Consider the following 12146-nt stretch of genomic DNA (forward strand, 5'->3'; position numbering starts at 1 on the left):
GGGCCTGTCCCGGCCATCCCGATCCGAAAAGCGCCGTGCTCTTCCAAACGGGATCACCGGCACAAGGCCGGCGATGACGTGAGGGCTGTCAACGCTTCATCAGTCAGGCTTTAGGATGAGGCTTGTTTGAATTGATACGTGCTTAACCCAACGCTTCCACAAAACTGTCGAGCACCATTTTGCGTCCGGCCTTGTCGAATTCGACGGTGAGCTTGTTGCCGTCCACCGCCTCGATGGTGCCGGGGCCGAATTTCGTGTGCAGCACGCGCCCGCCGACGGCAAAGCCGGAGCTGCCGGTGGACTTCGCTACCAACTCGCCTTCGATCATCATCGGTCCGCGCCTGTCGCCGGAACGGCGCGCGGAATAGCCGCCGTCATCCGTGCTGGCGCGATGCGCCTGTGCGCGCTGCCAGCCGGGGGTTTGATACGATGAGCCGCTGAAGGGCTGCATGCGGTCGAAACGTGAGCCGCCGTAGCCGCCGCCATAGGAGAAGTTTGCCGGCGCTTCCACGATCTCCACATTGGCTTCGGGAAGATCGTCGATGAACCGGCTCGGCACCGTCGAATTCCAGAGGCCGTGAATGCGGCGGTTGGAGGCGAAATAGATCTTCGCGCTGCGGCGCGCACGGGTGAGGCCCACATGGGCGAGGCGGCGTTCTTCTTCCAGACCCGCGCGTCCGCTTTCATCTAGCGCGCGCTGATTGGGGAACAGGCCTTCCTCCCAACCGGGCAGGAACACCGTGTTGAACTCCAGTCCCTTCGCCGCGTGCAGCGTCATCAGGCTCACGCGCTCGGTCGTGTCGCTCTCGTTCGCTTCCATCACGAGCGAGACATGTTCGAGGAAGCTCTGAAGATCCGGGAACTCCTCCATGGAGCGCACGAGTTCCTTCAGGTTTTCGAGGCGGCCCGCAGCGTCGGCGGATTTGTCCTTCTGCCACATGTCGGTGTAGCCGGATTCCTCCAGCACCGTCTGCGCGACTTCGGATTGCGACATGGTCTCGGAGAGCTTCGCCCAGCGACCGAATGAAATCAGCAGATCACGCAAGGTCCCGCGCGGCTTCGGCTTCAGCTCGTCGGTCTCGACGATGAAGCGTGCGGCTTCCATCAGCGGCACGCGGGCTGCGCGCGAATGGTTGTGCAATACCTGGATTGTGGCATCGCCGAGCCCGCGCTTGGGCACATTCACGATGCGCTCGAAAGCGAGATCGTCGGCGGGCTGGTTGACGACGCGCAGGTATGCCAGCGCATCGCGAATTTCCGCGCGCTCGTAGAAGCGCGGGCCGCCGATGACGCGATAGGGAACGCCGAGCTGCACGAGGCGATCTTCGATCTCGCGCATCTGTGCGGAAATGCGCACGAGAATTGCGACCTCGGAGAGCGGATGCTGCTTGGAATGCAGCGCCTCGATCTCCTCGCCGATGAGGCGCGCCTCATCCTCGGAATCCCATGCGCCGGTGATCGACACCTTCTCGCCGAGTTCGTCCTCGGTGCGAAGCGTCTTGCCGAGACGGCCCTGGTTCTTCGCGATAAGCACGGAAGCTGCGGACAGGATGTGACCCGTCGAGCGGTAGTTACGCTCCAGCCTGATCACCGTCGCGCCGGGGAAGTCGTGTTCGAAGCGCAGGATGTTGTCCACCTCCGCGCCGCGCCAGCCATAGATCGACTGGTCGTCGTCGCCGACGCAGCACAGGTTCTTGCGCTTCTGCGCAAGCAGACGCAGCCAGAGGTACTGCGCGACGTTCGTGTCCTGATACTCGTCCACGAGCATGTAGCGGAAGCGTTCCTGATAGCTCTCCAGAATATCCGGATGTTCGCGCCAGAGACGCAGGCATTCGAGCAGCAGATCGCCGAAATCGACTGCGTTGAGAACTTTCAGGCGCTCCTGATAGGCGCGGTAGAGCTTGCCGCCCTTGCCGTTCGCGTAAGCGCCCGCCTCGCCGGCGGCGACCTGATCAGGGCCGAGGCCGCGGTTCTTCCAACCGTCGATGAGGCCGGCCAATTGGCGCGCGGGCCAGCGCTTCTCGTCGATGCCCTCGGCCTCGATCACCTGCTTCATCAGGCGCAGCTGGTCGTCGGTGCCGAGAATGGTGAAGTCGGAGCGCAGGCCCACGAGCTCCGCGTGGCGGCGTAGGATCTTGGTGCCGATGGAGTGGAAGGTGCCGAGCCACTGCATGCCCTCGGCCACCTCGCCGATGGCGCGGCCGATGCGCTCGCGCATCTCGCGGGCGGCCTTGTTGGTGAAGGTCACGGCCAGGATCTGCGACGGCCAGGCTTTGCTGGTGGCGATCAAGTGGGCGATGCGGGTGGTGAGAACGCGGGTCTTGCCGGTGCCTGCGCCGGCCAGCACGAGAACGGGGCCTTCCGTGGCTTCCACGGCGGCGCGCTGTTCTGGGTTCAGGCCGTTCAGATAAGGCGTCTGCGGCGCCACCGCCGCCCGGGCGCGGGCGCTCAAGGAACCGGCGGAGGGCTGGTGCGCCAGATCGTCGTTGGGATCGGGGCTGTTGTCAGGCTGATTCATCGGCGCGACCATGGATCAAAAGGCGAACGGCGTCGAGCCCGTAAATGCCTGCCAAAGGGCTCATTGGGCAATGGCTTCAACCTGCCGGCGTTGTCGGGAAAGGGTCTCAAGCCCATATGGGTATGGTGAGCCGCAAAGGAAATGTCCCATGCTCCGAGTGTTGACGGCCGCTCTCTGCTTAAGCTTCGTCATGGCGTCCCTAGCGGAGGCCCAGACGCGCCTGCCGCGCACGACCCGGTCGGAACGGCAGGTGGACGATATCAACCGCAACCTGCAGCAGGAGCAGCGCGTGCGGGGAATCGAACAGCAGATTCAGACGGATAACAACCAGATCCGGCAGAACATCGACCGGCAGAGGACGTTTGATAATTCGCCCTCGACCTTCAGGCCCAGATGCCCGCCGAGTGCGATTGGCTGCTAGTGCCGCGTGCCCGAGGCAAGCAGGGCTTCAGGTGCTTCCGACTTCCGAGGAATGCCGATGACCCGGCTCAGGGCCTGCGGCTTGGCGAGACGGCCATGGGCTGCCTTCATGACAGCGAGATTTGCGCCGATATCGTCGGGGAAGGGGGCGACCTTGCGGGTTTCCATGTTCACGTGGAGGGAGAGGCCCTCCATGGTGGCGGACACCCAGCCTTCCGTCGCGTGGCGGATTTCGAGATAATAGTGAAGGCGCTTCTCGTCGTAATCGACGAGCTGGACGGTGACGCGCACCGGGTCGTGCAGCTTCAGCTCGCGCTTGTAGACGGTGTGAACCTCGGCGGTGAAGAAGGAGCCCTTCCGCTTCTCCACATAATCCGGTCCGATGCCGAGGAGGCCAAAGCCTTCATCCAGGGCCCGGTCGAAGAGCACATGGTAGTAGGCCATGTTCAGATGGCCGTTGAAATCGATCCAGGCCGGCTCCACCCTCATCGTGGACGACACGAAGGGGGCGAAAAAAAACACGGGAGCCCGCTTCTCCATGGTCAGCTCTGTCTCTCAGCCGTGGTCACGACGATCCTCATCTCTGCCTCATCCTGGCCTGAAGGCAGAACGTTAGCACGTTCTTCAGCGCCGTAAATCGCGTTATTGCCTGATCTATCATCCAGAGTATTGCGTTCAGGCAGGTTTTGGTAGGTATGGATAACGAGCATCACAATCGGAACTGAAGCCAATATGAACGCCCCTCTCGCTTCCGGCCGTCCTCGAGCCACGGAAGCCGCCATCGCCGCCTTGTCGTCTGAGCTTTCCCAACGTTTCGGGGATCGGGTCGTGACCTCCGCCGCGGTGCGCGAGCAGCATGGCCACACCCTGACCTGGGTGAAGAACCAGCCGCCGGATCTCGTAGTCTATGCCAGGACGACGCAGGAGGTTTCCGACATCGTCAAGCTTTGCGCCGCACAGGACGTCCCGGTCATCGCCTTCGGCACCGGCACGTCGCTCGAGGGCCACATCAACGCGCCCTTCGGCGGAGTTTCCATCGACCTGAGCATCATGAAGCGCATCATCGCCGTGCATGAGGAGGATCTGGACTGCGTCGTCGAGGCGGGCGTGACACGCAAGGAGCTCAACGAATCCTTGCGCGACAAGGGCCTGTTCTTCCCCATCGATCCAGGCGCCGATGCCTCCATCGGTGGCATGGTGGCCACCCGTGCGTCGGGCACCAATGCGGTGCGCTACGGAACCATGAAGGACGTGGTGCTGGCGCTCACGGTGGTGCTGCCCAACGGCGAGATCGTGAAAACCGCGAGCCGGGCCAAGAAGAGCTCGGCCGGCTATGACCTCACCCGCCTCATGATCGGATCCGAGGGCACGCTCGGCATCATCACCGAGATCACCCTGAAGCTGAACGGCATTCCTGAGGCCATCTCCGCAGGCATCTGCCCGTTCCCCAGCGTGAAGGCCGCTTGCGACGCGGTGATCATGACGATCCAGTCCGGCATTCCGGTCGCGCGCATCGAGTTGCTCGACGAGGTGCAGGTGAGGGCGGTGAACCTGCACTCCAAGCTCGCGCTGCCGGAAAGCCCGCTGCTGCTAGTGGAATTTCACGGCACAGATGCCGGAGTTCAGGAGCAGGCTGAGCGCTTCGGCGAGATCGCCGTCGAGTTCGAGGGTGGGCCGTTCGAATGGGCGACAAAGCCCGAGGAGCGCTCGCGCCTCTGGCAGGCCCGTCACGACGCCTATTGGGCTGCTCGTGGCTTGCGTCCCGGCGCGCAATCGGTCGCGACCGATGTGTGCGTGCCGATTTCGCGCCTTGCGGAATGCGTGGACGAGACGAAGCGGGATATTCTGGAAAGCGGCCTCATCGCTCCCATCGTCGGCCATGTGGGTGACGGCAACTTCCATGTTCAACCGCTTGTGAATACGGATGACCCGGCCGAGATCGCCGCCTGCGAGGCTTTCGTGGATCGCCTCGTCCGCCGCGCCGTTGCCATGGAAGGCACCTGCACGGGCGAACATGGGGTTGGCCAGAAGAAGATGAAGTATCTGGAAGTCGAGCATGGGCCGGCGGCCCTTGGCCTGATGCGCGTCTTGAAACAGGCCATCGATCCGCACAACATCATGAATCCCGGCAAGATCGTTGCACTTTGATGGTGGACGGAGCGTCCGGGACGCTCCCGATCCCATGAGTCATGGTCTAAAGAGCCCTTAGTGAATCGGAGACAATAAGCCTCTTGCGCGATATCCTGACGATCATCGCAGCCATTGTGATCCTCATCCTGGCGACCGCCATCGCGGCTCCTCCGCTCATCAGCTGGGAGGATCACCGCGAGACGATCGACGGGATGATCTCGCGCGCGTCGGGCACCGAGGCGCGGACCGAGGGTGCCATCGGCATCCGGCTTCTGCCCGAGCCGCGGATCCTGCTGGATCGGCTCAGGCTCGGCGGCAAGACGGCGGATTCTCCGACGCTGACGGCCGATAATGTCCATGCCGAAATCGCCCTGTCGCCACTCATGAGCGGCGATGTACGGTTTAAGGAAGCACGGATCGGCCGCGCGGACATTCGCGTTCCGGTCTCCGGCAGCGGCAGCTGGCGACTGCCTCCTGATCTCGTGTCCGGCAGCGGGCGCAGCCGTGAATGGGCCATCGAGAGCCTGAATGTCGGGCAGCTTCTCGTCACCACCCAGAGCGCCGATACGGGCCGCACCAACCAGGCCTTTGCCGAGAACGTGCATATCGAGGGGCAGAGGCTGATCGGACCCTGGCGCGTGGAGGGCACCACGTCCGGTGTCCCCTTTCGCCTCGTCACCGGCGAGCTGACCGAGGACAAGAAGGTTCAGGTCAAGCTCTCGGGCGGCGGCGATATCTATCCGCGTTTCGACATCGATGCCCGGCTTGCTCTCGATGAGGTCAGCAGCGGCACGACCATGCCGGCCATTTCAGGCAAGGCCAAGGTGCTGTTCGGCCCGCCAGCTCAGATCGCGGCGGCAGGCATCCCGATTCCCATAACGGTCGAGACCGATTTCAAGACGCAGGCCGGCGCGGTGGCGCTGTCCCCGGTCAGCGTCGAGGCGGGCGAGGGCGGGGCGAGCCTGCGCATGACGGGCGAGGGCAGCATTGGCCTCGACGTGCCGCGCATCGCCCTGAAGCTGGAGGGACGGCGGCTCGATGCGGACAGCTTCATCCTGTCCTCGAACGGGCAAGACTTCAAATCCCGCCTTCAGGCATGGTCTCTTCCACCAATTTCCGTTCCCATCGATCTCGATCTCAGGCTCGACAGCATCGGCTTAGGGCAAGAGGACCTGACCAACGCCAATCTCCACCTGTCGCTGGAGCGCGGCAAGGCGCGGCTGGAGCGCATTGAATTCAACGCCCCCGGCGAGACGCGGGTGGGACTGGAGGGTGAACTCGGCCTGACCACGCAGGGCGGCATCGAGGGCAAAGTGGCTCTCGCCTCCAACGCATCCGACCGGCTGGCGCGCTATCTCAACCGCATCAACATCCGCTCGCCCTTCCTCTCGGTGCTGGACGGGCGCCCGGTCGAGATCTCGTCGGATATCGCCTTCAACAATCCGATCCTCTCTTTGAGCCGGATGCGCCTGAAACTCGGGGATGCCGTCACCACCGGCAATGCGCGCTATACCGCGCCGGAGGGCAACGAGCGCGGCAAGCTCGAAGCGCAGGTGGCGATCCAGAACCTCAATCTCGATCAGCTGCCGCACCTCTCCAGCGTCTTCGAGGCTACGCAGAATGTGGATGTCGGCTTCATTCTCGAAGCGCGCGGCGTCAGTGCCGGTAAAAGCCGGCAGACAGGCCGGATCTCGGCCCGCGTCCTTTCGGATGGTCCGGCCCTCCTGGTCGAAGCCCTCGATATCGTGGACCTTGCCGGCGCCAATGCCCGCGTGAGCGGCCGCATCGCGCCGGATGGTTCGGGCCGCATCACCGGCAAGGTCACGGCCCAGCGCGCAGCGCCCCTCGTCGATCTCATCGGAAGCGTCTGGATCGGCGGCGTGTCCAAGCTCGTTCCGTATTTCCTGCGGGAAGGCGCGCTCGATGTGCAGGTGGCGACCGAACGCGTCGCCCCGCCGCCCGGCTCCTCCGAGGTTCGCCTGCGCACCACGGCCAAGGGAATGGCCGCAGGCGGCTCCATCGATGGCAGCGTCGATTCCGTGGATGGGCGCACGCAGAACCTCGACCTGATGCTCGCGACCCCCACGACGGGGCGCTGGGTCAACAGGCCCAATGTGACGGGCCTGAACCAGCCATCCAACGTGACCCTTCGTGGCACGCGCGTCGGCTCGGGGCTGTTCAACGTCACCGTGACGGGCGACGTTGCCGGCGTTCAGCTCACCACCCAGCGGCCTTTTGCACTCAGCGAGAGCGATGAAGTGGTGGATAGCGGCGAGGCTGAGATCAACACCGCCGACATCACGCCCTTCCTGCTGTTGCTCGGCGACGGCGCGGGCGTCAAGCCGCCGGTGCCCGTCAATGCCCGCGTGGCGTTGGGGCGCTTGCGGGATTCGAGCTCCTTCAACGTCACGGGCAAGATCGCCGGCAACGATGTGCAGGCGCAGCTCAATGCGCGCTCGCGGTCCGAGATCGGCGGCGAAATCTCCGTCGACAAGCTGTCCCTGCCGTGGCTGACGGCGGCGCTTGCCCTCAACGTTCCCGGCGACCCCACTGCCACATCGATCTGGTCAACGGCCAAGTTCGGCCAGAGCGGTCGCCTTGTGAGCGGCGGGCAGGTGGTGTTCCGCGCCGGAACGCTCGATCTTGGACGCGGCCTTCAGGGCACGCGGGCGAGCTTTACCCTTGAGGCTCAATCGGACGGCATCTCGATCCGCAATCTCGAGACCGGCATCGGCAACGGCCGCATGACGGGCTCCACGACCATCACCCGTCAGGGCGAGATGGCCACGGTGGTGGGCGAGGGCGCCTTGCAGGATGTGCCGCTCTGGGCGCTCGGCGGGGCCTCGCCGTTCGAGGCGACATTATCGGGTTCACTCAGGTTCGGCTCGGCGGGCGCGAACGTCTCGGAGCTGGTCTCAGCCCTGGGCGGTGCCGGCGATTGGCGCGTGACGAGACTGCGTGTTCCGTCGGCGGACCCTTCCGTGTTCGACAGGGCGCTCAAGCGCGCCTTGGCTGAGAACGAGCCCCTCATCGAGGGCAAGGCGGAAACGATCGTCGGAACTGAGCTCGGAAAGGCGTCGCTTGCAGCAGCGACGGTCAACACCTCGGCGGCACTCGTCGGCGGCCTCTTGAGACTCTCGCCCTTCGTCGTGGAAGGCGGTCCAGCCACTTGGCAGGGGGCGGTCGCCTATGACCTCAAGACGCTTCAGCTCGATGCCCGTGGGTTCCTCGTGGCCAAAACCTCTCCCCAGGGTTGGACCGGGGCGCCGCCCTCCATCGGCCTGAACTGGCGTGGCTCGCTCGCCGCTCCGGTGCGTGAGGTGGATGCGGGGCCTTTCCGCAACGGCCTTGCCGCCATCGTGCTCRAGCGCGAACTTGAAAAGATCGAGGCCTTCGAGCGGGCAGCCGCCGAGCGCCAGCGCCAGATCCAGGCGCAGCAGGATGCGGAACGCCAGCGCGCCAAAGCCGCCGCCGAAGAAGCAGCGCGGCAGGCCCGCGCGCAGGCCGAGGCCGACCGTGCCCGCCGTGATGCGGAGCGGCTTCAATCGGAGCAGCAGAGAACGCCGGACGAACCGGAAGAAACGCCCGCGCCGGACACCGTGCCGTCCACGCTCCCACCCTTCAACATGACGCCGCCCTCGGCGACGGGCGTGCCCGAGCGCTAGAGCATTTTTCGGCGAAGTGGATCCGGTTCGCCGTCAAAAAAATGCGGCTCAACAAAGAAGAGAGATGGTTCCACGCAAGTGGAAACAGCTCCAGAGCTTAGACGCCGCTCTGCTGGCGGTCGCGCGCATCCATGAGCACGAAGACGCGAATGGCGGACGAGAGGTTCTGCTCGCCACGCTCGCTGTCGATGCGCCCGATCAGGGATTGAAGGGAAATCTTTTCGCGTTCGGCGATGCTGCGGACGCTTTCCCAGAACGGTTCTTCGAGGGAAATGCTGGTCCGGTGGCCGGCAATCGAGACGGAGCGTTTGACGATGCCGGCGCCCATGTCAGGATTTCTCGCTATCGTCGCGCTTGTGAGCGTCGAGGCGGCGTTCGGCCATGCCGCGCTCGGCTTTCGTCAGGTCCTTCTCCGCCTTGGTGCGGCCGAAGGTGACCCGGTTCTGGTCGGCGCGGGCCTCTTTGTCGGCCCGCGCCTTGTGCTTGCGCGCCTGGCGCAGATTGATGATCTCAGCCATGGCGCGAGTGTAACAGATCAGCCCGGCTGAAGCATCGTCTCGGGACGAACGATGGCGTCGAAGTCTTCCGACGACACGCCGGCCTTGAGAGCTTCTTCCTTCAGCGTCGTGCCGTTCTTGTGCGCGGTCTTGGCAATGTGGGCCGCCTTGTCGTAGCCGATGGTGGGCGCGAGCGCCGTCACGAGCATGAGCGAGCGGCCCATCAGATCCTGCAGACGCTCGCGGTTCGGCTCGATGCCGACGACGCAGTTGTCCGTGAAGCTGATCGCGCCGTCCGCGAGCAGGCGGATCGATTGCAGCACGGCGTTCACGATCACCGGCTTGAACACGTTGAGTTCGAAATGGCCCTGGCTGCCGGCGAAGGTCACCGTGGTCTGGTTGCCTGCCACCTGGCAGCACAGCATGGTCATGGCCTCGGCCTGGGTGGGGTTCACCTTGCCGGGCATGATCGACGAGCCAGGCTCGTTCTCAGGCAGCGAAATCTCGCCGATGCCCGAGCGCGGGCCGGAGCCCATGAGGCGGATGTCGTTGGCGATCTTGAACAGGCCGGCGGAAAGAGCAGCCAGCGCGCCGTGCGTGTAGACGAGGGCGTCGTTGGAGGCGAGCGCCTCAAACTTGTTGGCGGCGGAGGTGAAGGGAAGAGCGGTCAGCTCAACCACCTTCGCGGCGAAGCGATCGGCGAATTCCGGATGGGCGTTGAGGCCCGTGCCGACGGCGGTGCCGCCCTGAGCCAGCGCATAGATGCCGGGCAGCGTCTGCTCGATACGCGCGATGCCGAGGCGGACCTGCGCGGCATAGCCAGAGAATTCCTGGCCGAGGGTCACGGGCGTCGCATCCTGAAGGTGCGTGCGGCCGATCTTCACGATGTCCTTGAACTCCTCGGACTTCGCTTCGAGCGCCTTCAGCAGGTGCTTGAGGGCCGGAACCAGTCGGGCGTTGATCTCACGCGCTACGGCGATGTGCATAGCGGTCGGGAAGACGTCGTTGGACGACTGGCCCATGTTCACGTGGTCGTTGGGGTGAACCGGCTTCTTGCTGCCGCGCTCGCCGCCCAGGCGCTCGATGGCGAGGTTGGAGAGAACCTCGTTGATGTTCATGTTGGACTGGGTGCCCGAACCCGTCTGGTAGACCACCAACGGGAATTCTTCGTTGTGCTTGCCCTGCACCACATCGGCGGCGGCGGCGGAGATGGCCTCAGCCAGCTTCGCGTCCAGCTTGCCCAGATCCTTGTTCACGAGAGCCGCGGCCTGCTTCACGATGGCCAGCGCGTGGACGAGGGGGAGCGGCATCCGGTCAGTGCCAATGCGGAAATTCTGGAGGGAGCGCTGCGTCTGGGCGCCCCAGAGCTTCTCGGAGGCGACTTCGATGGGGCCGAAGGTATCTGTTTCGGTGCGGGTGGGCGACATCCTGACCTCTTTCGATGGAGTTGGGTGTTCTTATCTCAAATGATGGCGCTCGCAACAGCGAAGGCGCATGGAGGCTATGTAAAATCGGATGGGCGACCTTCTCGATGCTCCATTGTTTCGCCCCCCTGTTCCCAAGCCTTTGCAGGAGCCTCCCGGCCTTTTCGCCTTTTTCCTCGCGCTGCGCCGGAACCCCCTGACCACCTGGACGGAGCGCCATTTCAGCGAGTCCGTCATCGAGGGTGACGGGGTGCTCGGACGCATAATGGTCGTGAGCGATCCGACAGTGATCCGCCACGTGCTCCTCGACAATGCCACCAATTACCGGAAGGACGACCTCCAGCTCCGGGTTCTCGCCCCCGGCTTAGGCAGAGGCCTGCTGACGGCGGAAGGGGAGGAATGGCGTCTCCAGCGCCGCACCATCGCACCCCTGTTCACGCCCCGCACGGTCGCCGGCTTCTTTCCTGCCATGGTCGATGCGGCGGATCGCCTTGTCCGGCGCTGGCAGAGGCGGCCCGAGGGGCGCGAGGTCGATATCTCGCTGGAGATGACCCGCGTCACCCTGGACGTGCTGGAACAGACGATCTTCACGCAAGGCGTGGCCCGCGACCCTGACGCCATGGGCCGCGCCATCACCCGCTATTTCGAAGGCTTGGGCCGGGTCGATCCGGTCGATATCTTCGGGTTGCCCAACTGGATTCCCCGGATCGGACGCTGGCGGGCAAGGCCCGCCATCCGGTTCTTCGAGGATCTGGTGAGCGAGCTTATCCGCAACCGCAAGGACCTGCTGAGTCGGGGCGAGCCTGCCCCGCGCGATCTCCTGACGCTTCTGCTGGAGGCGTCCGATCCCGAGACAGGGAAGGGCCTGAGCGATCACGAAGTCGGCGCCAATATCGTGACCTTCATCGGAGCCGGCCACGAGACCACGGCCAATGCCCTATCCTGGTCGATCTATCTTCTGTCGCAGGACGAAAGGGCACGCGCCAGGATTGAGCGGGAAGTGGACGAGGTTCTGGGCGACAGGCCCATCGAGCCGCAACATCTGGACCGCCTCGTCTATACGAGGGCCGTTCTCGACGAGGCCATGCGGCTCTACCCACCAGCGCCATTCTTAAGCCGCGCGGCGATCAAGGACGACCGGATCGGCAAGCTCGACATCACGGCCGGGACCATGGTGACCATCGCTCCCTATGTGCTCCACCGCCACCATACCTTGTGGGACGAGCCGGACGCCTTCAGGCCCGAGCGCTTCCTGCCCGAGGAGAAAGCGCGGATCGACCGCTTCGCCTATCTACCTTTCGGAGCAGGCCCACGCGTCTGCATCGGCGCGAGCTTCGCGATTCAGGAGGCCGTGATTGTGCTCGCAAGCATCGTCCGCGCGGTCCGGCTCGATCTGAAGGAAGGACACGAGGTACGGCCCCTGCACAGGATCACCCTGCGGCCGGAGACGGGGATTCCGATGCGTGTAAGCAGTCGCAGGTAGGGCGGTAAC

At 64.5% G+C, this 12146-nt stretch carries 9 protein-coding genes; 4 read left to right on the plus strand and 5 right to left on the minus strand.

The window, feature by feature from the left end:
* Positions 1-142: 142 nt before the first annotated feature.
* Positions 143-2518 (minus strand): ATP-dependent helicase, encoded by a 2376-nt coding sequence (locus tag ACXJKO_RS04115; RefSeq protein ID WP_457089808.1) that lies wholly within the window; start codon positions 2516-2518, stop codon positions 143-145.
* A gap of 148 nt (positions 2519-2666) precedes the next feature.
* Here ACXJKO_RS04115 and ACXJKO_RS04120 point away from each other — a divergent pair, with 148 nt between their 5' ends.
* Complete coding sequence (locus ACXJKO_RS04120) at positions 2667-2939, plus strand: hypothetical protein (RefSeq protein ID WP_457089809.1); 273 nt, start codon at positions 2667-2669, stop codon at positions 2937-2939.
* On the opposite strand, the gene ACXJKO_RS04125 is transcribed toward ACXJKO_RS04120, so the two are convergent.
* Positions 2936-3478, minus strand: coding sequence for a thioesterase family protein (locus ACXJKO_RS04125; protein WP_457089810.1), 543 nt, complete (start codon positions 3476-3478; stop codon positions 2936-2938). The genes ACXJKO_RS04120 and ACXJKO_RS04125 overlap by 4 nt on opposite strands.
* 192 nt (positions 3479-3670) lie before the next feature.
* Between ACXJKO_RS04125 and ACXJKO_RS04130 the strand changes: the two genes are divergently transcribed.
* Together ACXJKO_RS04130 and ACXJKO_RS04135 are read left to right on the plus strand one after the other, a co-directional pair.
* Entirely contained in the window at positions 3671-5086 is a 1416-nt protein-coding gene (locus ACXJKO_RS04130) for an FAD-binding oxidoreductase (RefSeq protein ID WP_457089811.1), read from the plus strand.
* Positions 5087-5169: 83 nt separating this feature from the next.
* Positions 5170-8733 carry an AsmA family protein gene (locus ACXJKO_RS04135; protein ID WP_457089812.1) on the plus strand — a complete coding sequence of 1188 codons (3564 nt, stop codon included), beginning with the start codon at positions 5170-5172 and terminating at the stop codon, positions 8731-8733.
* Positions 8734-8830: 97 nt separating this feature from the next.
* On the opposite strand, the gene ACXJKO_RS04140 is transcribed toward ACXJKO_RS04135, so the two are convergent.
* Genes ACXJKO_RS04140 through fumC form a run of 3 tightly spaced genes read right to left on the minus strand, consistent with a single transcriptional unit; the run spans position 8831 to position 10657 of the window.
* Positions 8831-9061, minus strand: coding sequence for a ribbon-helix-helix domain-containing protein (locus ACXJKO_RS04140; protein WP_457089813.1), 231 nt, complete (start codon positions 9059-9061; stop codon positions 8831-8833).
* Position 9062: 1 nt separating this feature from the next.
* Complete coding sequence (locus tag ACXJKO_RS04145) at positions 9063-9251, minus strand: DUF4169 family protein (RefSeq protein WP_457089814.1); 189 nt, start codon at positions 9249-9251, stop codon at positions 9063-9065.
* Between the two features lie 17 nt (positions 9252-9268).
* The gene (fumC, locus tag ACXJKO_RS04150) at positions 9269-10657 is read right to left on the minus strand and encodes a class II fumarate hydratase (RefSeq protein ID WP_457089815.1); all 1389 of its coding nucleotides are present in this window, start codon (positions 10655-10657) and stop codon (positions 9269-9271) included.
* A gap of 88 nt (positions 10658-10745) precedes the next feature.
* On the opposite strand from fumC, the gene ACXJKO_RS04155 reads away from it, so the two are divergent.
* On the plus strand, positions 10746-12137 hold the full coding sequence (locus ACXJKO_RS04155; RefSeq protein WP_457089816.1) for a cytochrome P450: 1392 nt from the start codon (positions 10746-10748) through the stop codon (positions 12135-12137).
* Positions 12138-12146 lie beyond the last annotated feature (9 nt).

This window comes from Microvirga sp. P5_D2 (genome assembly GCF_054049475.1).

What these genes read in the sequence shown, in the direction of transcription:
- ACXJKO_RS04115 (WP_457089808.1), bottom strand. Translation starts at nt 2,518, where the DNA reads ATGAATCAGCCTGACAACAGCCCCGATCCCAACGACGATCTGGCGCAC.
- ACXJKO_RS04120 (WP_457089809.1), top strand. Translation starts at nt 2,667, where the DNA reads ATGCTCCGAGTGTTGACGGCCGCTCTCTGCTTAAGCTTCGTCATGGCG.
- ACXJKO_RS04125 (WP_457089810.1), bottom strand. Translation starts at nt 3,478, where the DNA reads ATGGAGAAGCGGGCTCCCGTGTTTTTTTTCGCCCCCTTCGTGTCGTCC.
- ACXJKO_RS04130 (WP_457089811.1), top strand. Translation starts at nt 3,671, where the DNA reads ATGAACGCCCCTCTCGCTTCCGGCCGTCCTCGAGCCACGGAAGCCGCC.
- ACXJKO_RS04140 (WP_457089813.1), bottom strand. Translation starts at nt 9,061, where the DNA reads ATGGGCGCCGGCATCGTCAAACGCTCCGTCTCGATTGCCGGCCACCGG.
- ACXJKO_RS04145 (WP_457089814.1), bottom strand. Translation starts at nt 9,251, where the DNA reads ATGGCTGAGATCATCAATCTGCGCCAGGCGCGCAAGCACAAGGCGCGG.
- fumC (WP_457089815.1), bottom strand. Translation starts at nt 10,657, where the DNA reads ATGTCGCCCACCCGCACCGAAACAGATACCTTCGGCCCCATCGAAGTC.
- ACXJKO_RS04155 (WP_457089816.1), top strand. Translation starts at nt 10,746, where the DNA reads ATGGGCGACCTTCTCGATGCTCCATTGTTTCGCCCCCCTGTTCCCAAG.